Raw genomic sequence first — 22283 nt, forward strand, 5'->3', positions numbered from 1 at the left:
TTTGCTTCATGTTCTATGTTCTATGTTCTGAGGTAGCCTTTGCCTCTCATACTTGATAAGAAGAAGTTTAGAGCCAACGCTAAAGATAGTAATACAATTCCTAATGCAACTCCTTGCGCAAAAGCACCTTTACTGCTTTCCATTGCGATAGCCGTGGGAATATTTCGCGTCACGCCCATAATGTTCCCACCAACCATCATTGAGCAGCCCACCTCGGTCACGATACGTGAAAACCCTGCAATGATAGCCGCAAGTAGAGGAAAGCGGGTTTCCCAAATCATCGTAGCTGCCAAGCGCGGAATGGAGACGCCCAGCGTGATGGCAGTTTCCACTGCACGACGGTCGCTAGATTGTAATGCACCATGCATCATCGATACCAAAACAGGGAAGCAGATCACCATTTGGCCGAAGATCATTGCCTTCTGAGTGAACAGCATTTGCCAGTCTCCCCAAGGGCCAGCACGCGACAGCAACATGTACAGCAACAGGCCAATCACCACGGTAGGGACCGCTTGCAGCGTATTTACGATCGACAACAAAAACCATTTACCGCGAAAGTCGGTATACGCCAGTACAAAGGACATCAAAATAGCCGGCAATACCACTAGGGATATTGCCGTGATAGAAACACTAAAGGAGACCGCAACGATCTCCCATAGGTCTGCATCAAAATTCACCAGTAAGCGAAGCGCTTCCAGTGTTGTATCAGCAAGATTCATATTGCGTTATTTGCTCTCAGCATTCGCAACAAACAGTTGTTTACCGTTTAGGCGGAAACCATTGATAAGTTCCTGTCCGCGAGGGTTTACCAACCAATCGCTGAATGCCTTCGCACCTTGGTAGTTAATCGTTGGGTAACGCTCAGGGTTAACAAGAATAACTTGGTACGGGTTAAACAGTTTTTCATCGCCTTGGAACAGAATTTCTAGATCCAATTTGTTTTGGTAAGCCAGCCATGTGCCGCGATCCGTCATGGTGTAGCCTTGCATTTCAGACGCCATGTTTAGAGTTGGGCCCATACCTTGACCTACGCTACGGTAGCCAACAAAGTTCGGTTCGATTTTAGTTTGAGCCCAGAAGCCCATTTCTTTTTTGTGCGTACCAGAATCATCGCCGCGAGAGATGAACGTTGCGTTTTTGTTTGCGATCTCTTTGAATACATCTAACACGCCTTCGTCATTTTTGATTGTTGCTGGGTCAGCTTTCGGGCCTACAATCACAAAGTCGTTGTACATTAGCTTGCGAGGTAAAACGCCGTAGCCTTTCTCAACAAATGCGCCTTCAGCTTTTGGTGCATGTGTCATCACCAAATCTACGTCACCGTTTTCGCCCATTTTTAAGGCTTTACCCGTACCTGCAGCAATAACATCGACTTTGTAGCCCGTGTCTTTTTCAAATTGTGGAAGTAGGTAATCAAGTAAACCTGAATGGTAAGTACTGGTTGTGGTTGCAAGGCGAACGTGTTCTCCGTCTTGAGCAGAAAACGCAGAGTAACTTACAAGCGTGATTGACGTTGCAGCCAGAGTTAGCGCAATTTTTTTCATTTTTATGTGTTCCTTTCCAATGATTCTTTGGAATCTCTCCAGGTTTTAGAGAGAAGCCTTTTTGGACGAGAGCGATTAGCGTAATACGCAAGTTGTCTCAGGGTGTTGGAATAAGCAAACATCAACATCCTGAGATCACTTAAATGCGCTCCGTATCCACCTTATAGCAAACAAGATGCCAACCTTTTACAAGCTTAAAGTGCTTGGTTTATGCACTAAATCATGGGGTTATTTGCATAAAAGTTTGCGTTGGTACAAAATGTCGCACTTTTTGTAGGGTATCTCTGTTTAAACTTGGTACACTCTGTCCCATCGAAATCCATCTGGGGTAAATATGTCTACTCAATCCCATCTTAGTACAAACCAACAATATAGCGCCTTTTCCGTACTGGTCGTCGATGATGAATTAGGCATGCAAGCCATCTTGAAAAAGGCATTGGGTAAGCTTTTTTCACATGTCGATACTGCTGGTAGCATCGAAGAAGCAGAACAACTGCGTAATTCTCGACATTATGATCTGATCTTACTGGATATTAATCTGCCAGGACGTTCTGGAATTGAGTGGGAAGAAGCGTTTGAAGATGATGACAAACGTGCCGATGTGATTTTTATGACGGGTTATGCGGATTTAGAAATTGCCATTCGAGCGCTACAGCTCGGTGCTTCCGACTTTATCCTCAAACCATTCAACCTTGAGCAGATGTTAAAAGCGGTCAGTCGCTGTATGGATCGCCGTTTGAACGAACGCATGCAGTACGCCATGACACGCGATTACCAGCGTCACAATACCTCAGAGATCATCGGTGGCTCAGAAAAAACGCGTCTGCTTAAGCAACTTATTAACCAATTTGCACCATCACGCGCTTCTGTTTTGGTGGAAGGTGAGTCGGGTACAGGTAAAGAGCTAGTTGCACGAGGTATCCACCAGGCGAGTGGGCGAACGGGCCCGTTTGTGCCAATCAACTGCGGCGCGATTGCACCTGAGCTTTTAGAGAGTGAGTTGTTTGGTCATACATCGGGCGCGTTTACCGGTGCAAAAAAATCGCGTGAAGGTTTGTTCCGTGTTGCTAACGGTGGCACCTTATTTCTTGACGAAATCGGGGAGATGCCACTTGCAATGCAGGCATCATTATTACGTGTGTTAGAGCAGCGTACGATTCGCCCTGTCGGTTCAGAAAGAGAGATCAGTATTGATGTCCGTATCGTAGCGGCAACCAACCGAAACCTGCAAGAAGAGGTCAATCAAGGTAATTTCCGCAGTGACCTCTATTACCGTTTAAACGTTCTGAAAATTGAAGTGTGTCCGCTGCGAGAGCGCAAAACCGACTTATTTGAGTTGGTGCCATTTTTCAGCAACATGCTGACGCGCGAGCTAGGTATGCCCGCGCCCAAATGGGCGCACGAGGACATGGAAGCCATGAGTGAGTACGATTGGCCGGGAAACATTCGTGAGCTGAAAAACTTGATTGAGCGTTGTATCTTGCTTGGCAAACCACCTGCACACTATTGGCGAGAGCTGAATGGCGGGCATTCACTGCCTAATGTATCGATTACTGTTTCTCACTCAGCTGAGTTACCAACCTTTAAAGAAGGCAAAGAATTTACTGGCGAGGGCTATCCAAACAGCTGGACGTTAAAAGAAGTCGAGAAAGCACATATTAAACAAGTCGTTAACTTGCACGAAGGCAACAAATCAGCCGCTGCTCGCGACTTGGGCGTAGCTCGCAAGACCTTAGAACGTAAATACAAAGAATGGGATTCTGAGGATGAGGAATATGCCGACTAACGGCCCACAGCACAAAGGATTGTCAAAATGGACGCACCGTTTTAAAACCATGGTGCGTTATCGTTTGTTATTCTTAACCTCTGCGCCGATTTTCCTCACGTTGTTAGCTCTGATCGGCATTACCATTTATTGGTCTATTCATTACACGTGGCAAAATGCGCTGCTTGATGTCTCGGAGCGTCTTGGTGTTGCAAATAACAGCGTAACGTTGTTACAGCAAAAGCAAGCCAATTACGTGCGGGCGTTTGCCGATTCGTACGATTTCCGTATTCGCATTAATCAAGGAACGCCACAAGGTGACCTGCAAAAGTGGGTCACAGAGCAGAAGAAAAGATATGCTTTAGATTTTCTCTCTTTCCAACGCGTTAATTCCATGGAAAACAAATTCCGCTTTATGGATCTCACCAAGCGCGAATCGTTTTTTGATGTACTCAATAAAGAAGAACTCGAACGCCTCGATCCTGAACTCGCCAAACGAGCAGAAGTGCCTATTCTTGCTGATGGTGACAGGGAGGCGCGTGGGTTAGTCAGTCGAACCGTGATTCCGGTATACAGCCAAGCGAACGATTTGATCGGCTTTCTTGATGGTGGTTTGCTCCTTAACAACAGTACAGTGTTGGTGGATCAAATCCGCGATCTCATTTACTTAAGTGATAATGACCGCCTTCGCCCTGTGGGTACGTTGACTGTGTTTCTCGATGATTTGCGTGTGAGCACCAACGTTCCTTTAGACAGCGATCATAGGCTAGGGCGCGCCATAGGCACTCGCGTGAGCGCAGAAGTGTATAACCAAGTACTTTCGAAGGGTGAACAGTGGGTTGATCGCGCTTATGTGTATGACGCTTGGTATATTACGGCGTATCAACCAATCAAAGACCAATACGACAATGTTATTGGTATGCTTTATACGGGTTACCTCATGTGGCCATTCGTTAAAGCCTACATGACGAACATTGCCGAAATCAGCTTGATTACGGTTATGTTATTGCTGGTTTCCGGCGTGATGGTATATCGCGGTTCTTATGATCTGTTTCGACCGATCGAACGCATTCATAAAGTGGTGAAGCAGGTCCAACAAGGTAAAGAAAAACGGATTGGCCCGTTAGGATTAGATGCCGATCATGAACTTGCGCAGTTAGCCAGACAGTTTGATGATATGTTAGACGCGCTAGAAGAGCGCAAAATTGAACTGAAAAACTCCGCAGCTCAACTTGAATGCAAAGTTCAAGAGCGTACGGCAAGCCTGAGAGAAAAAACCCAAGATCTTGAACTGCATATTCAATTGCTCAACCAAACCCGCGACAAACTCGTTGTTCATGAAAAACTTGCAGCACTGGGAGAACTCACCGCGGGGATTGCTCACGAAATTAATAACCCAACCGCCGTGATTCTTGGCAACGTAGAATTGATCCATTTTGAATTGGGTGACGATGCAAGTCGAGTACAAGAAGAGATTGATGCGATTCACGCGCAAATTGATCGTATCCGCAATATCACACGCAGTTTATTGCAATACAGTCGCCAAGGCGGTGTTCAAGATGAAATCACTTGGCAACATGTCAATCCTATCATTGATGAAAGCATCACCTTGGTTAAAACTGGCACCAAGAAACGCGACGTTGAGTTTGTGACTGACCTACAAGCGCATACGTCCGTTGAGATAAACCGTCACCACTTGCTACAAATCTTAGTTAATTTGCAAATGAACGCCATTCACGCAATGAGCGGTAAAGGAACTTTAACAGTAGTCAGTGAAGACTGGATTGAAGAGGGCGAAGTGAAAGGAGCTGCGATTCATGTTATCGATGAGGGCTGCGGTATTAAACCAGAAAACTTGAGTCGAATCTTCTCGCCATTTTACACAACGAAACGAGAAGGCACAGGGTTAGGGCTATCGGTCTCCCAAAGTATTCTCAGCCAAACGGGTGGTGAGTTAAAAGCAGAGTCTGAATGGGGAAAAGGCAGTAAATTCAGTATTTATTTACCTAAAAAAGCCGAACTGATCCTAGAGGTGACGAATATCGCTTAGTCACTTGTTGTAAGCATTACGGAAGAAAGAGCCAGTTATAATACTGGCTCTTTTTTGTATTCAATGACGCATTTGTGCTTGAGCTTTTTGCTTTGAAGAAGCACTGCGATGGTTTCACTAGCGATGAATTAATAAAAACAACACTTGCAGTATGTAGCATGAACAAGTACCGTTGCCCGGTTTTTCTAAATACACCCCAATTGCTAAGGTAAAGGTTTTGATCTCCACAGCGAATATTACTCAACAATTCGGCGCTAAGCCGCTATTCGAAAACATTTCAGTTAAGTTCGGCGAAGGCAATCGCTATGGCTTAATTGGAGCTAACGGTTGTGGTAAATCAACCTTTATGAAGATCCTCAGCGGCGAGCTTGAGCAAACCAGTGGTAACGTAAGCTACGATCCAAACGAGCGCGTTGCAAAACTGAACCAGGACCAGTTCGCTTACGAAGAATTTACTGTAATCGATACCGTTATCATGGGTCATAAAGAGCTATGGGAAGTGAAGAAAGAGCGTGACCGCATCTACTCACTTGCTGAAATGAGCGAAGAAGACGGCATGAAAGTGGCTGACTTAGAAGTTCAGTTTGCTGAAATGGACGGCTACATGGCAGAAGCCAAAGCGGGCGAGCTTCTTCTTGCTGTAGGTATCCCAATGGAGCAACACTTCGGTCTAATGAGTGAAGTAGCACCAGGTTGGAAACTTCGTGTGCTTCTAGCGCAGGTTCTATTCGCAGACCCAGATGTGATGCTTCTTGACGAACCTACCAACAACTTGGACATGGACACAATCCGTTGGTTGGAAGACACGCTAAACGCGCGTAACTGCACAATGATCATCATTTCGCACGACCGTCACTTCCTAAACTCAGTATGTACACACATGGCTGACTTGGACTACGGTGAACTACGTGTTTACCCAGGTAACTACGACGAGTACATGACGGCGGCTTCTCAAGCTCGCGAACGTCTACTAAACGACAACGCTAAGAAGAAAGCACAAATCGCTGAGCTACAAACTTTCGTTGCGCGTTTCTCTGCAAACGCATCGAAAGCAAAACAAGCGACATCTCGTGCGAAGCAAATCGACAAGATCAAATTGGACGAAGTGAAAGCGTCTAGTCGTCAAAACCCATTCATTCGTTTTGAACAGTCTAAAGAGCTGTTCCGTAACGCTCTGATTGTAGAAAACCTGAGCCAAGGTTTTGAAGAGGACTTGTTCTCAGACTTCAATGCAATTTTTGAAGTGGGAGAGCGCGTTGCGATCATCGGTGAAAATGGTGTGGGTAAAACAACACTTCTAAACACGCTTGCTGGTGTACTTGAACCGCGTGCTGGTGAGTTCAAATGGTCTGAAAATGCAAACATCGGTTACTACGCGCAAGACCACGCGCATGACTTTGCAGAAGATATGAATCTAACGGATTGGATGGGTCAATGGCGTCAAGAAGGTGATGACGAGCAAGTCGTTCGTGGTTTCCTTGGTCGTATGCTGTTTGGTCAAGATGACATTAAGAAGTCAGTAAAAGTACTGTCTGGTGGTGAGCAAGGTCGTATGCTGCTTGGTAAGCTAATGATGCACAAGCCAAACATGCTGCTAATGGACGAACCAACCAACCACATGGACATGGAATCAATTGAATCTTTGAACACCGCGCTTGAGCAATACAAAGGCACGTTGTTCTTCGTCTCTCACGACCGTGTATTCGTAGACTCGTTAGCAACGCGTATTATCGAAATCCGCGATGGTAAAATCACAGACTTTAAAGGCACTTACTCTGAGTTCCTAAAATCTCGTGGCGTTGACGCGTAATTACTCGCAAAGCGTTTAAAAAGCAAAAGCCTCGCTATTTAGCGAGGCTTTTTTGATATTTGGCCTTAATCCTTAAACTGACCGGTTATATACGCATAGAGCCCGACCACGCCAAAGGTAATAATCATAGAAAGCATGATACCGCTGGGCGTAAGCAGAAAATTCCACAATTGGTCATTATTCATAGTCCACATCCTCTGTGAATCCGCATTATTGGTTTTAGTTTACACTGAAAAGGTGTTATTGGTTGCCTTTTACATCAAATTCAACCTTGTCGGCTCCTGTAAACACTTGGAAGCGCAAACCTTTCGCACGCGCAATGGTCGTAATACCAAATTGCTTCGCTAGATCTAACCCCATTTGAGTAACGCCAGAGCGAGAAAGCAGAACAGGAATGCCCATTTGAGCCACTTTAATCACCATCTCTGATGTAAGGCGACCAGTTGTGTAGAAAATTTTATCTTCACCTGTTTCTTCTTTGAGCCACATCTCACCTGCAAGTGTATCCACTGCGTTGTGACGGCCGACATCTTCCACAAATGACAACACTTCATTACCTTTGCAAACCGCACAGCCGTGTACTGCGCCCGCTTTTTTGTAGGTGTCGTTGTAATGAGTTAACGCTTCCAGCGCAGAATAAATTTCTGACTGCTTAAGAGAAACTTGAGGCACTTGATAATTTTCAAGCTGCTTCATCACGTTGCCATACATGGTGCCTTGGCCACAACCTGAGGTGACGGTTTTCTTTTTCAGGGCGCCTTCTAAGTGTTCAGTGTTTTCTTTAGTAATCACCGCTGCGGAATGCGTTTCCCAGTCAATAATAACGGATTCAATCGCGGCTGGATCGGACAGGAAGCTTTGGTTTTTTAAATAACCCAGTACTAGTGCTTCTGGACGCGAACCTAGCGTCATGAGCGTGACCACTTCTTTCCAGTTCAGCATGACCGTAAGAGGACGCTCGCAAGCGATTTGCTTCGCGAGCTTTTCGCCGTACTCGTCGTACACATCGACTTCAATGGTTTGCAGGGGATTTTCACTGGTTTTAATAATATTTGGTTTCAGCACAGTCGTGTCCTAGTGATTAAGAGCGTTAGGTTGCTACGCATTTTAGCTTGTTAAGTGGCTAGCAAATCTCATTCCAAAATAGCGGTTCCCACAGAAATTGCGAGGTTTTATGTCAACAATGCATTAAAACTGCGAGTTCGCAGTAATGACACATCAATACATTTGAGTTTCGTCTAGTTTGGTACTTATAGCCTGAGGGAGTATATAGACTAAGTTATATCAGCTTGGCGCGTTTATTGCTTCGAAGACAATAAAAATGGTCGAAAACGGGGGCAAAATCTCCCGTGTGTTTTCAGACCAAAAATAGAAAGACTGGGTGAGTTATGTCGGATAAGAAAGATTTCGAAAAAAATTACGAAAAGACTGAGGATACATGGCCAATCGGCGTAGAGCTTGTTGAGCATGAGATCAGTACAGGGATTTGGGTGACAACCCAATGGCAGTTGACAGGATTTGCGCTGAATCCGACGGAAGAGACTCCAGATGTTTGTCTGTTGCAATTACATAAAGACGAGCGTACAGACTACCGCTTTAACTTAAGCTCTCAGCAACCTAAACTCTTTTTAGTGATGGATAACGTCGAGTCTGGTGAAAAACCAGCGATACAGTTACTGACGGCTTCACAATCTGTTGCGGCGCAATATATGGATGGTGATAACCTTGTACTATCTAACGATATGCCGTTAGCCGTTCAGGCTTGGATGGAAGCCTTTATTGGTCGTCACGGTGAGTTGTTAGAAGTAAGACGCAAGAAACGCAAAGGAGCAGGCAGAGCAAATGGCAACTAGTTTTTTAAGCCGTTGGTCGAAACGTAAACTAGAAGAATCTTCCCAACATGCTGAAGAGATCACGCCGATAGCAGAGACGGAGCAATCCGAAGATAGTGTCACAGCGCTTTCAAACGCTGACGAAAGCTTAGATGCTTTGAACGTCAATGAGGATAGTCAGGCTCCAGACATTACCGCGAGTGTAGAGACTGAAAAAACCGAAGAAATGTCTGTGGCGCAACTGCTGGTTTCTGAAGCTTCAGAAAGTGTTAAGAAAGCTGCGCTGCGCAAAATGTTCTTGTCCGAAGAATTTAACGTGCGTGACGGCCTAGACGATTACGATGATGATTACAGTAACTTAAAGTCACTTTCTCAAGACGTCGCTGAGACGCTGCGTGATTGGGTTAAAGACAAAGTGGAAGACGAACCAGACGCCGAAACTGCGCAAGGGTCTGAGCTTAACGCTAACGATATCGCATCTGAGGTAGTTGAAGACGCAGAGTCAAACACCGACAAAAGTGGCCAAATTACTCAAGATGAAAGTGAGCTGTATATAAATACAGTGTCTAGTGAAAGTGATACTTTTGCTGAAGAATCACAGCCTAACGAGGTGAGACAAAATATACCACACAAAGAATAGGTACATTTTGACTAAACACTCAATGAGCCGGCTGAGACAAAATGTCTCAACCGGTTTTTTTATCCCTACTATTTGTCAGTAAAATTGATAACCTATTGATTTTTAGTTGATATTTTATTGGCATGACACTTGCTATTTGTTGCTCAATACCAATCTGGTTGAAGTTAGTACGGACGCACTGCGTAGTATTCATCGCCTATAGACGGCGGAATAAGAATTCTCATTGATAAGTTAATCAGCAGAATCTCCGGCGCTAACTACACTAAGAGATGGAAAAGACTATCCATGTTCATAAATGGAATTGAGCAATGCTGAAACAATTATTAGAACAAGCAACTTCCAATAACGGTAAAGCGAGGCTGTACGCTTTCGAAAATACCGTAGAGTTGACCAATCTTATTCCACCAACCGTAAGCTATGAAAGCGGCGGTAATACTTTGATTGTGGGCCCAACAGCAATCATCGAAAGTGCGGCAGCGCAATTGTCGCAAATGAACAGCCTAACGCTGCTTTCTACCGATGGCGAAAAGGGCACAAATCCCGAGCTTTATTACGCCAATTCGGTTCAGGTTTCAGGGTTCTTAGGTACGTTTGAAGTTCTGATTGAAAATCATGGTTTGACCAACAACCTTGCCAAGGTCGCGACCAATAGCGATTGTTTCGATATCGTACTCGATCTTTGCCTTAACAGCTGCATGTCGGAAGAAGTCCCAGTACCGGGCTACTACCCAGTAGGTCGTGGCTATCCGAAACTGGCTGAAGCGTTGGAAGAGATTCCAACCTTAATGGGGACGTTCGATAAACCGAAATTCTTCCGTTTAGATACCGATTTATGTGCACACAGCTCTCGTGGCGTAAAAGGTTGCGAACGGTGTGTGGATGCTTGTCCGGCAGGGGCACTATCGAGTGAAGGCAGCGACAGAACGGGCCATCGCATCGAGATCAACCCATACCTATGTCAAGGTGTGGGTACTTGTGCTACAGCGTGTCCGACAGAAGCGATTCATTACGCACTGCCAAACCCTGAAGATACGCAAAAGTTTATTGAACGTACGCTCGCCAACTATGAGCAAGCGGGTGGTTTGGATCCTATCGTATTGATTTGTAGTTCTCGCCACGAGAGCTACAACGTGATGGCACTAAAAGCACTGCCAGATAATGTGATTCCAATTGTGGTGGAAGAACTGCCTTCGGTTGGTATTGATACTTGGTTCGCCGCGCTTGTGAATGGTGCTACTCAGGTGCTGTTTGCGGCTTCACGTTTTATGCCTCAAACCATTATTCGTGTGCTTAATAGCGAAGTAGGTATTGCTCAAGAGCTGCTCGGTCAGCTTGGTATCGCCAAAGAAACCATCGACATTCTGTATCTAGAGTCACTACGTGAAGGTGCTCCGACACTTTGTACTGAGTCTTTTGATTTGGCATTAGGTGATTTGCAAGGTAACAAACGTCAGCGTCTATTTACGGCCTTGGATGCGTTGTCCGCATCACGTATTCCAGTTGAGAACATTGTTGAACTTCCAGCGAACGCACCTTACGGCACAGTCTCTTGTGAAAGTAAAGGTTGTACGTTGTGTATGAGCTGTGTGGCGGTGTGTCCAACACGTGCATTGCATACGGACGGTCGATCTCCGTCGCTTAAATTCGTCGAGCAAGACTGCATTCAATGTGGGCTGTGCGAGAAAGCGTGTCCAGAGAAAGTGCTGACGCTTACTCCTCGTATGAACTGGGTGAAAGAAGAACGCCAGAAAGCGGTTGTGATTCATGAAGAAAAGGCAGCCGAGTGCATTCGTTGTCACAAGCCCTTTGCTCCGCAATCGATGATCGACATGCTACAAAACAAGTTACGCGGTCACTCTCATTTCTCTGATGAAGCGGCGATCAATCGTATCGCGATGTGTGAAGACTGCCGTGTGATCGACATGTTTAAGTCGATGGCAGAAGACCCAATGAAACAATTGAAATACTAGGAGCTCGCAGTGGACACACAACAAGAACAAACACTGAGAACAGACATTTATCTCGTTCTATCTGCACTTTTTCGTAGTGCGCCTAGTGATGAAATGCTGGCGTTCCTGAAATCGCTAGAAATTGAACCGTCTGAGAGCGCGATGCAAAAAGCTTGGCTCGCACTGCAACAAGCCGCGAACGAAGCGCAGCGAGAAGCGTTAGAAGAAGAATATCAAGATCTGTTTATTGGCATTGGACGTGGTGAAGTTGTGCCATTCGGATCTTGGCATCGCACTGGCTCGATGATGGAAAAACCGTTAGCGGAAATTCGTCGCGATTTGGATCTTTTAGGCATCGAACGAGAAGAGAACGTGAAAGAGCCTGAAGACCATATTTCTGCACTGTGCGAAGTGATGGCAATGCTGACAGGTGAAGAGGAAGAACTTCAACAAGCGGTGTTTAACAAACACATTGCTCCTTGGTTCCAATCTTTTACGCGCCAACTAGAGAGCGCCGAAAGCGTGAACTTCTACAAGCCAGCTGCACAGCTTTGCGATGCATTTTTAACGTTAGAGCAAGTCCGCTTTAGCGTGAACACCAAAAGCAGTAAGAACAAATTAAAAATTGATGTGAAAAACGTCACTGATTACGAGTAATCGAGCAGTACTTGGTCATATCGATAGAGAGGCATGAGTCTCCAAAGATCTACCGTAAGGTAAGGAAGCAATGATGAAAGATAATAAAGAAATAAACACAAGCCGTAGGGATCTCCTAAAAGGCTTCACAACCGCTGCCGTTGCCGGTGCTGTTGTTGCGGGAACCACGAAAGTGGCCGTTGCTTCAGAAACGGTTGAGCCTTCTGAAAACGACGTGAAGAAGAAAGGGTATCGTGAAACTCAACACATTCGCGATTACTACGACACACTTTAGGAGATAACGGATGAAACTTGTCAAACGCTCCGACAGTGTGAGCAAAGAAACGAACCAGCTTGGCGTATCTCGTCGTGCATTCATGAAAAACACTTCGCTTGCCGCTGGTGGCGCAGTGGTTGGTGCTAGTCTATTCGCACCGGGAATGATGAAAAAAGCGCAAGCAAAATCAGTCGATCCAGAAGCGAAAACAGAAATAAAACGTACTATCTGTTCTCACTGTTCAGTGGGTTGTGGTATTTACGCAGAAGTTCAAAATGGTGTTTGGACGGGTCAAGAGCCTGCGTTCGACCACCCATTTAACGCCGGTGGTCACTGTGCAAAAGGCGCAGCACTGCGTGAACATGGTCACGGTGAGCGTCGTCTAAAATACCCAATGAAGCTTGAAAACGGGAAGTGGAAAAAGCTTTCTTGGGATCAAGCGATCGAAGAAATCGGTAACAAGGTGATGGACATCCGTAAAGAGTCCGGCCCTGATTCGGTTTACTTCTTGGGAAGCGCAAAGCACAGCAACGAACAAGCGTACTTGTTCCGCAAAATGGCATCACTTTGGGGTACGAACAACGTTGACCACCAAGCGCGTATTTGTCACTCAACAACCGTGGCGGGTGTAGCGAACACTTGGGGTTACGGTGCGATGACCAACTCTTTCAATGACATGCACAACTGTAAGTCGATGCTATTCATTGGTTCAAACCCAGCTGAAGCACACCCAGTAGCGATGCAGCACATTCTGATCGCAAAAGAGAAGAACAACTGTAAGATCGTCGTAGCGGATCCTCGCCGTACGCGTACTGCTGCGAAATCAGATCACTACGTTTCTCTTCGTCCAGGTTCTGACGTAGCATTTATTTGGGGTGTGTTGTGGCACATCTTCGAAAACCAATGGGAAGATAAAGAGTTCATCCGTCAACGTGTATTCGGTATGGATGAGATCCGTGCTGAAGTGGCGAAGTGGACGCCAGCAGAAGTAGAGCGCGTAACAGGCGTAAGCGAAGAAGACGTTTACCAAACAGCAAAACTGCTTTCTGAAAATCGCCCGGGCTGTATTGTTTGGTGTATGGGTGGTACTCAGCATACTACTGGTAACAACAACACACGCGCTTACTGTGTGCTTGAGCTAGCGCTTGGTAACATTGGTAAATCAGGCGGCGGTGCAAACATCTTCCGTGGTCACGATAACGTACAAGGCGCAACCGACCTTGGCGTACTTTCTGACACGCTACCTGGCTACTACGGCCTTTCTGAAGGCGCTTGGCGTCATTGGTCAAAAGTGTGGGAAATCGATTACGAATGGATCAAAGGTCGTTTCGATGACAACGCTTACAGCGGTCAGAAACCAATGCACAGTGCAGGTATTCCTGTATCTCGTTGGGTTGATGGTGTACTGGAAAACAAAGACAACATTCGTCAACGCGAAAACATCCGTGCAATGTTCTACTGGGGACACGCAGTGAACTCTCAAACACGTGGTGTTGAGATGAAAAAAGCGATGCAGAAGTTGGACATGATGGTGATTGTGGACCCATACCCAACGGTTGCTGCGGTAATGAACGACCGTACCGACGGCGTTTACCTGCTTCCTGCAACAACACAGTTTGAAACACACGGCAGCGTTACCGCATCTAACCGCTCTCTACAATGGCGTGATCAGGTGATTGAACCTTTGTTTGAATCAAAACCAGACCACGAAATCATGTACCTGCTTTCGAAGAAACTGGGCTATTCCGATCTTCTGTTCAAAAACATCCGTGTTGAAAATAACCAGCCGGTGATTGAAGACCTAACGCGTGAATTCAACAAAGGCATGTGGACGATTGGTTACACAGGCCAAAGCCCAGAGCGTTTGAAAGCGCACCAACAAAACTGGCATACGTTCCACAAAACCACATTGGAAGCGGAAGGTGGCCCTGTCAACGGTGAAACCTACGGTCTACCTTGGCCATGTTGGGGTACACCGGAAATGAAACACCCAGGCACGCACATTCTGTACGATACGTCTAAGACGGTTGCAGAAGGTGGCGGTAACTTCCGTACGCGCTTTGGTGTGGAATTTGAAGGCAAGAGCCTACTTGCTGAAGACAGTTACTCGAAAGGCTGTGAGATCAAAGACGGTTACCCAGAGTTCACTGACAAGTTATTGAAACAACTTGGTTGGTGGGACGATCTAACTGCTGAAGAGAAAGTGGCAGCAGAGGGTAAAAACTGGAAGACTGACCTTTCTGGCGGTATTCAGCGTGTCGCGATAAAGCACGGTTGTATTCCATTTGGTAACGCGAAAGCGCGTGCGATTGTTTGGACGTTCCCAGACCGTGTGCCACTGCATCGTGAACCACTTTACACACCACGTCGTGACCTTGTAACGGATTACCCGACTTGGGAAGACAAAGATGCCATCTTCCGTGTACCTACGTTGTATAAATCCATTCAAGAACAAGACAAATCGGGCGAGTACCCAATCGTTCTGACTTCTGGCCGTCTGGTTGAATACGAAGGTGGTGGTGAAGAGACGCGTTCAAACCCTTGGCTTGCCGAGCTTCAACAAGAAATGTTTGTTGAAGTGAACCCGAAAGACGCGAACGATCTTGGCTTCAGAGATGGTGATGATGTTTGGGTTGAAGGTGCAGAGAAGGGACGAATCAAGGTGAAAGCAATGGTAACGCGTCGTGTGAAACCTGGTTTGGCGTTCATTCCGTTCCACTTTGGCGGTAAGTTCGAAGGTGAAGACCTACGTCCTAAATATCCAGAAGGTACACAGCCTTACGTTGTTGGCGAATCGGCTAACACGGCAACCACTTACGGTTACGACCCGGTTACCTTGATGCAGGAAACCAAAGTAACCCTATGTAACATTCGTAAAGCGTAAGGAGTCTGACAATGGCACGAATGAAATTTCTATGTGACACCAAGCGCTGTATCGAGTGTAACGGCTGTGTTACTGCATGTAAGAACGAAAACGACGATGCGCTTGAATGGGGCATTCAACGTCGCCGCGTGGTAACACTAAACGACGGTGAAGCTGGTGAAAACTCTATCTCTGTTGCTTGTATGCACTGTACCGATGCGCCTTGTATGGCAGTTTGTCCAGCTGATTGTTTCGAACATACCGAAGACGGCATCGTTCTTCACAATAAAGATCTGTGTATCGGTTGTGGTTACTGTTTGTTTGCTTGTCCGTTTGGCGCGCCTCAGTTCCCTAAACAAGAGGCATTTGGTGAACGTGGCAAAATGGATAAATGTACTTTCTGCGCAGGCGGCCCAGAAACAGAGCCTGGCTCTGAGGAAGAACGTCAAAAATACGGTGCGAACCGTATCGCAGAAGGCAAGTTACCGATGTGTGCATCGCTTTGTTCAACCAAAGCGCTGCTTGCGGGTGACGCAGAGAAAGTCTCTGACATTTTCCGTCAACGTGTGGTAGAACGCGGCGCGAAAAACGCAGGTTGGACAGACGGAAACGATCTTTCTTACGATGCGACGAAAAGCTAAGTAAGGAGAGTCACATGTTAAACACGCTTAAACGTGCATCTCTAGCAATGCTGTCAATGATGACGGCATTGCTGCTGACTTTCGCAATGCCTGCTTCAGCAGAGGAGCAATCTTCTAAAGTTATTCAACAGGAGATCACGCAACTCGCCGGGGCAGACTATTGGCGCGAAGTCAGAGAGGGGCAAGAAGGCTACACCACGTCCCAATCGCCAGAACATGGCGTATTGATCAGTAAACCTGGTGAGACTTGGTACATTCTAAAAGAGAAATGGATGTCTCCTGCTGGTGCTGTCGCGATTTTCGGCAGTATCGCGATGGTTATCATGGTTTACGTATTCGTTGGTCCTTTGATGCTTAGCAAGCCGCGTACTGGTAAAAAGATGAAGCGTTGGTCTCGTTTAGACCGCGCGCTTCACTGGAGTATGGCGTTTACATTCTTAACGTTGGCATTCAGTGGTTTGATGCTGGTTTACGGTAAGCACTTCTTAAAACCGTACGTTCCTACTGAGTTCTGGGGCTTTATCGTCATGTTGGCGAAGCAGTACCACAATTACATGGGACCATTGTTCTTCATTTTGCTGATGCTCGTGCTCTTTAAATGGTGGCGCAAGTCGATTCCAAACATGACTGATGTTCGTTGGTTCATGAAAATGGGCGGTATGGTTGGTAAACACAAAGGCACACATCCGTCAGCTGGTTTCTCAAACGGTGGCGAGAAGGCAATCTATTGGTTGTTGATCTTCTTTGGTGCTATCGCGGCAGTGAGTGGCTTAGTTCTGGACTTTCCTATCTTTGGCCAAACTCGCCGTGACATGGAGCTTTCTAACTTAGTTCATGCGATTTCGGCACTGATTCTAATCTGTGGCTTTATCTTCCACATCTATATTGGTCTATTCGGTATGGAAGGTGCGTTAGAAGGCATGGTGACTGGTGAAGTTGACGAGACATGGGCGAAAGAACACCACGATCTTTGGTATGAGGAAGTGAAGTCCAAAGAAGCAATGGGCGAAACAGATACGGCACAAACGGAAGTAAAAGGAGCGAAAGCGAATGAACAAACCTCATAACGGGATTTGGGTTGCGTACATCCTGAGCTGTCTGACCCCGTTTACGTTTCTGATCTCAGGCGTTATCGCAATTATCTATGCGGGTTACCGATTAGATAAGGGAGAAGACAGCGACGTAGTGATTTCTCATTACTACGGTTTAATTCGCACCTTCTTTCTCTACCTGACGTTTTTTGTTGTGTTGATCGTCACCGTCGCGACTTCTAACGGTGTACTCGTTGGCGTGAGTGATTATTGGTTGCATAGTACTTTGCTTGAAACCATTGCTTACTTTATTCCTTGGGTAGGGATGGTGTTTGCTGCATTAGCCATCTTGGTGTGGTTTATGCGAATGTTTCAAGGGATGCAGCAACTGCTCAATAACCAACCACACAGACCATCGACAGGTCCAAACCTTTAATCAGTATTCTTTAAGCAAAACCGCCGTAATAGGCGGTTTTTTTGTTGCTGTTTTGTCTCAAATATGAAGCGTTGAGTCGCAGTGGTGATACTTGATGCAACTTATTGAGTGAATTTACGTAACTGGGCAGAAAATCATAGTTAAGTAAGAAACATGTAAAAAAATCGCGTCACGATGAGACATTAGTCTCACTCACGCTATTGTTCATTTACTCAGGATTCATCGTCCCGTTAAAGTACGCTGCGCTCAGAGATTCAAAGAGTTGCATACGTGAAAATTGCCATCAATACATTCAGTCTACGCATACAGAGGAATCTCTATCGGAGGATGTTTGATTAAGGCATCTTGCTCTCACAAATAAAAAGAGCGAAACGAGCATTAAATGATGCGGCAAGGTAAGAAAAGGACAAACACGTTACGGCTATGATCCCTCAATTCGTCATTCCTATCACGAATCGCTTTGGCGAAAGTTATCACTTCTCTGGTCAGTTACTTACTAGCGGCGAACCTAAAACATTCGTGACCAAACAAGAGGCAATAGAGTTTCTTGAGAGCTTTGGTGAGCTTGACCTTCGCTCTGTCGAGTACTTGTTCTATACGATTGGTCAATTCAAGCCAAACATACCTGACGGTGAGCTTACTTCCCAACACTATAATTCAACGTTTGCCAATGCTTTGGTGAACGGTGACTTGCGTGTCGCTCGAATTGTACCTACCGGCGAAAACTACGCACTCTCGTCAGCGGTTACGCCTCCACCGACTCAAAATACCGTCAATGCAAAACCATCGAAGGGAAAGGGGAAGTCGAATAAAAAGAGTGGCAGAAGTGCCGCATCCGCCAAGCCTCAGCAACAAAGCAGCGAAAAACATGAGAAAGCCGGTGATCCTGTATCACTTGTGACGGGTGAAGAAATTCTCGAACTCTATGATATCGAGCTACAACAAGGTACTACTTGGCAGCGTACTTACCGCTCTTCGCAGTCGGATGTAAATCATGGAATGGGCTTTGGTTGGCGACATGCATTTCAGTTTGAATTACGCGAGAAGACGGACGAGAAAGACAACGTTATCGCTTGGGAGTTTGTTGACGATAAGGCAGATATCACAGAATTTGAGCCAGTAGATATTGGAGCAACAAGTTACCAGATATACGCTGGTGCGAGCTGTTATTTCCTGAGCTCAACAACTCGGATTGTAACGCTCGCTAGTGGGCATCAATATCGGTTTGAGCAAAAAGATGATCGTTGGCTAGCTAAACAAGTTAGAAATGGCACGTTTTCAACGTTTCAATTGCAGTATTCTCGAAACCATCGATTGATCGAGATCGCATATAACAAGCGTCCGGTTCTTGAATGTCAATATGATAAGCAAGGACGCCTTGTAGAACTGCTTAATGCAAAGTCCCAAAAAGTTCTGGCAACTTATACCTATGATGAGCACGATGATTTGGTCAGTGCAACTAATCATTTGGGCCTAAAGGAACAGTATCAATACCTCGGCCATTTAATTATTAAGCGTGTACGACCAACTGGCTTTACTCATTATTTTGAATGGGATGGCGAAGGTGCAAAAGCGAAGTGCATCAGAAACGTTGGGGACGCAGGAATTTATGACTATCGCTTCCATTATCAGGGAAATCATTCTTCTTATTCTGACTCGTTAGATCATCAATGGTCTTTCTTGCATGACGAGCAGGGTAACTTACTCGAGAAAATAAGCCCCACAGGTAAAACTTGGCGATGGCAATATGATGAACTAGGACGAAAAGCACAAGCTATCTATCCTGATCAGTCAACGGTCAATTATCAATATAATCAGCATGGTCAATTAGTCTCTAAGTTTCATTCCTCTGGAAAAGAAATTCAATATGGTTATGACGGCTTAGGTAAGTTAGTTAAAACGGTTTCACCTGATGGGGATATCGAGAAGGCTTACTACAATAGCCTCGGTCAAAGAGTTTGGGATACCGATCAGTTCGGCTGTGTCACGGAATATGATTACGATAAACACGGTCAAGTCGTCAAAAAAGAGTCTGAAGATGGTAAGAAAAGTCAATGGTGGTGGGATGAACAACAAAGACTTATCGCGAATGAAATAGACGGTACATTACTTCGTTACAGCTACAACGAAGAAGATCTGGTGAATGGCGTTGCTTATCCCGATGGGTGTATTGCTCAACTCGCTTATGATCAATTTGGCAGGCGTACATCAGTTCGTTATTTTAACGACGAAGACAAAGTCGGTTATAGCGAAGAATATTCTTACGATGAGCACAGCCGTGTTGCTCAGATTCGAACGCCAGCAGGCATTACCTCGTATCAATGGGGAGCACTCGCGCAACAAGAAGCAGTCATCTTTCCCGATGGCAGCCATATTTCTTACGAATACGATCAACAACGTAACCTGACTAAATTAGTTCGGAGTGACGACTTAGAATTCGAATTTATGTATGACGATGAAGGCCAGCTATCAGGAACTGTTGGGTTTGATAATCTACAAAGCCAATTTGATTATGACGATATGGGGCGGATCCATCGTAAGCAAGTCGCCGATAGGACTGTGCTGTATCGCTATGACGCTGCGGGTTATCTCAAGCATGTCAAAGCAGGAAATGGTAGCAGTATTGTAGAGAACCACTTCAACTATACGCTTGGTGGTCGACTTACTTTCGCATCCAATCGCCATCAAACATTGCAATACCAATACTCTTCATTCGGGCATTTAACAAAGCGCATTCAAGGTCAGTTTGAGATAGCGCAGGAGTTTAACAGAGTTGGCCAACGCGTATCTCAGGTACTGCCAGATAATACGGAGCTGAACTTCTCTTACGATCGATATGGGCGTTTTTCAGCGATTCGGTTTGGAAACCTAGATTTACCTCAAATCAAATTTCATTACGATGAAATGGGACGAGTTTCCCAAATTGAAACGGCACATTTTAATGAGCGCATCATTTATGATGGTGTTGGTCGTTTGGTCGAACAACATTGGCCTGATAGAGAGAAAAAGTACGTTTACAATGCGCAAAACCGTATTTCATCAATCATTGATAATACGGCAGGAGCAACACACTATCAGTACGATGCCTTAGGGCAACTGAAACGAGTCAATGCTTCCGGAGAAGTGACTAAGTTTGAATACGATAGTTTTGGCAATCCTACTTTGCCATCTTCAGAGGTATTCGCTGATCGTATTGAAGTGCACGATAATGTCCGGTTCAAATATGACGCGCAAGGAAATCAGACAAAACGTGAGGGGCAAGGACACGTTCAGACTCGCGTATTTGATGCGTTAAATCAGCTCATTGAAGTTCACACCGACGATGGCATCAGTCAATATGAATATGATGCATTAGGGCGCAGGACGAAGAAAATTACACAACAAGGCGTTACGGAGTTCTTGTGGGAAGGGGAACGTTTAATTGGTGAACGCTCTTCATGTGCTTTCCGCTGGTACCTATATCAACCAGAAACCTACACGCCAGTGGCACTGCTAGAAAATGACGTTATTTATTGGTACCAGTGCGATCAAGTTGGTAAACCAGAGCGACTGATCGATTGCGAGGGGAATGTTGTATGGAGTGCCAGCTACGATGCTCATGGCTTTGCTCATGTACATATTGAAAAAGTAGTAAATCCACTGCGTTTTCAAGGGCAGTACTTCGATCAAGAAACCGACTTACACTACAACCTCGCTCGGTATTACGATCCTAAGCTAGGACGCTTTATCCAACAAGATCCGATATCTATTGCTGGTGGTATTAATCATTACCAATATGCAGTCAACCCTATCCAGTGGATTGACCCAACAGGTTTCCTTTGTGAAGAAGGGCTAAAACGCTTGGGTCAAATGTTGGCAGAGTATCAGGCGCAAAGCGATGTCCCCCAAGAGGTTTGCGATCAGATTTTAGAAGCAGCAAAAGAGTCATCCGTCGGAGAAGATGGCGTTCGCTCGCAAGTCAAAATCCGAAAACCCAAAGGTAAAAATCATATTCGATATGAATACGATTTAGACCATATTGATTGCGAAAGAAACGAGATTACTTTTTATCGTCATATCAATCATTCAGATGGCAGCCGACACGAAGTGCAGTATGTTGTTGGGATTGAGGAGTTTGTCAATGCGCATGTTTTTGACTCAGAGAAAGTTGGCGGGGAAGAAGGTTGCACGATCTTTACTGAAGATCTTGTGCTAAATAAAGCAGAGTATAAAGAAAACTCTGAACTCAATACGAGTGATTATGAGCTAACAGAAAGAAACAAAGCAAAAATTGATGAATGCTTGAAAGAGCGTCAAGAGGCAATGGGCGCTCGATCTGGCGAAGAGGGATATAACGCTCAAATTGGTAATATTAACCAACAGTCTGCAAAAATAGGTGAGTTGGCCGCGGATGACTTTGTCCGGAGTAAACGTCCTAATGCTAAGCTGCTTCATCCCAAAGATATTGGAACCTCAATTTCGAAGCCGGGCGATTTTGATATGGTTTACGAGGTGGAAGAGCCGCCACCAGGTGAAATTATAATTGTTGAGGCCAAAGGAGGGAGCAGCCCGCTGGGCAGCCGCAAGATTGGAAATATGGCATATCAGCAAGGGACAACGGAATACACTGCAGAAATCACCAGGCTAATGTCGAAAAATAAAGAAGGAACGACTGAAAAAATAGCAGCAAGAAAAATTCAACATGCAGCTTCGTTCGGCATACCTATTCGATATATACATACTCAAACAAGCATCCCTGAAAGTGGAAATGCCTCAGACGTAATAGTAGATGCGGCAGAGTTTAAAATTGATTCCAAAGGACTAATTTAA

General features: G+C 45.5%; 16 protein-coding genes. 13 read left to right on the forward strand and 3 right to left on the reverse strand.

Annotated elements, in window-relative coordinates; translation table 11 throughout:
• Window positions 1–20: 20 nt before the first annotated feature.
• Window positions 21–719, reverse strand: a complete 699-nt coding sequence (locus R7D93_RS15080; protein ID WP_005389524.1) for an ABC transporter permease — start codon at window positions 717–719, stop codon at window positions 21–23.
• 6 nt (window positions 720–725) lie between these two features.
• A complete protein-coding gene (locus tag R7D93_RS15085; protein ID WP_225496880.1) occupies window positions 726–1544 on the reverse strand; it encodes a substrate-binding domain-containing protein in 819 nt (272 codons plus the stop codon).
• A gap of 334 nt (window positions 1545–1878) precedes the next feature.
• Between R7D93_RS15085 and R7D93_RS15090 the strand changes: the two genes are divergently transcribed.
• The 3 genes from R7D93_RS15090 to R7D93_RS15100 all read left to right on the forward strand — a co-directional run bounded on the left by R7D93_RS15090 (window position 1879) and on the right by R7D93_RS15100 (window position 7169).
• Window positions 1879–3330, forward strand: coding sequence for a sigma-54-dependent transcriptional regulator (locus R7D93_RS15090; protein WP_025766656.1), 1452 nt, complete (start codon window positions 1879–1881; stop codon window positions 3328–3330).
• On the forward strand, window positions 3320–5359 hold the full coding sequence (locus R7D93_RS15095) for a cache domain-containing protein (RefSeq protein WP_005377562.1): 2040 nt from the start codon (window positions 3320–3322) through the stop codon (window positions 5357–5359). Before R7D93_RS15090 ends, R7D93_RS15095 begins: the two co-directional genes overlap by 11 nt.
• A gap of 217 nt (window positions 5360–5576) precedes the next feature.
• Complete coding sequence (locus R7D93_RS15100) at window positions 5577–7169, forward strand: ABC-F family ATPase (RefSeq protein ID WP_025766654.1); 1593 nt, start codon at window positions 5577–5579, stop codon at window positions 7167–7169.
• Window positions 7170–7409: 240 nt separating this feature from the next.
• Here R7D93_RS15100 and R7D93_RS15105 read toward each other — a convergent pair whose 3' ends face one another.
• Complete coding sequence (locus R7D93_RS15105) at window positions 7410–8234, reverse strand: formate dehydrogenase accessory sulfurtransferase FdhD (RefSeq protein WP_054574149.1); 825 nt, start codon at window positions 8232–8234, stop codon at window positions 7410–7412.
• A gap of 323 nt (window positions 8235–8557) precedes the next feature.
• Between R7D93_RS15105 and R7D93_RS15110 the strand changes: the two genes are divergently transcribed.
• From R7D93_RS15110 to R7D93_RS15155, 10 genes are all read left to right on the forward strand, one after another.
• Entirely contained in the window at window positions 8558–9022 is a 465-nt protein-coding gene (locus R7D93_RS15110) for a DUF3305 domain-containing protein (protein ID WP_005389514.1), read from the forward strand.
• Window positions 9012–9641 (forward strand): DUF3306 domain-containing protein, encoded by a 630-nt coding sequence (locus R7D93_RS15115; protein WP_064368418.1) that lies wholly within the window; start codon window positions 9012–9014, stop codon window positions 9639–9641. The genes R7D93_RS15110 and R7D93_RS15115 overlap by 11 nt, the downstream gene beginning before the upstream one ends.
• Before the next feature lie 308 nt (window positions 9642–9949).
• Window positions 9950–11611: a 4Fe-4S dicluster domain-containing protein gene (locus R7D93_RS15120; RefSeq protein WP_213868730.1), complete on the forward strand. Its 1662-nt coding sequence runs from the start codon at window positions 9950–9952 to the stop codon at window positions 11609–11611.
• A 9-nt stretch (window positions 11612–11620) separates the two neighbouring features.
• The gene (locus tag R7D93_RS15125) at window positions 11621–12247 is read left to right on the forward strand and encodes a molecular chaperone (RefSeq protein ID WP_017820684.1); all 627 of its coding nucleotides are present in this window, start codon (window positions 11621–11623) and stop codon (window positions 12245–12247) included.
• Between the two features lie 73 nt (window positions 12248–12320).
• A complete protein-coding gene (locus R7D93_RS15130) occupies window positions 12321–12521 on the forward strand; it encodes a twin-arginine translocation signal domain-containing protein (protein WP_005377542.1) in 201 nt (66 codons plus the stop codon).
• 10 nt (window positions 12522–12531) lie between these two features.
• Window positions 12532–15387, forward strand: a complete 2856-nt coding sequence (locus R7D93_RS15135; protein ID WP_021033875.1) for a formate dehydrogenase subunit alpha — start codon at window positions 12532–12534, stop codon at window positions 15385–15387.
• Between the two features lie 11 nt (window positions 15388–15398).
• Complete coding sequence (gene fdh3B, locus R7D93_RS15140) at window positions 15399–16007, forward strand: formate dehydrogenase FDH3 subunit beta (protein WP_005377536.1); 609 nt, start codon at window positions 15399–15401, stop codon at window positions 16005–16007.
• A 14-nt stretch (window positions 16008–16021) separates the two neighbouring features.
• Window positions 16022–17074 (forward strand): formate dehydrogenase subunit gamma, encoded by a 1053-nt coding sequence (locus R7D93_RS15145; protein ID WP_225496882.1) that lies wholly within the window; start codon window positions 16022–16024, stop codon window positions 17072–17074.
• Complete coding sequence (locus R7D93_RS15150) at window positions 17058–17474, forward strand: membrane protein (protein WP_005377532.1); 417 nt, start codon at window positions 17058–17060, stop codon at window positions 17472–17474. Before R7D93_RS15145 ends, R7D93_RS15150 begins: the two co-directional genes overlap by 17 nt.
• 423 nt (window positions 17475–17897) lie before the next feature.
• Window positions 17898–22283 carry an RHS repeat-associated core domain-containing protein gene (locus R7D93_RS15155; RefSeq protein WP_225496884.1) on the forward strand — a complete coding sequence of 1462 codons (4386 nt, stop codon included), beginning with the start codon at window positions 17898–17900 and terminating at the stop codon, window positions 22281–22283.

Source organism: Vibrio sp. YT-15 (assembly GCF_033337445.1).
GTDB lineage: Bacteria > Pseudomonadota > Gammaproteobacteria > Enterobacterales > Vibrionaceae > Vibrio > Vibrio alginolyticus.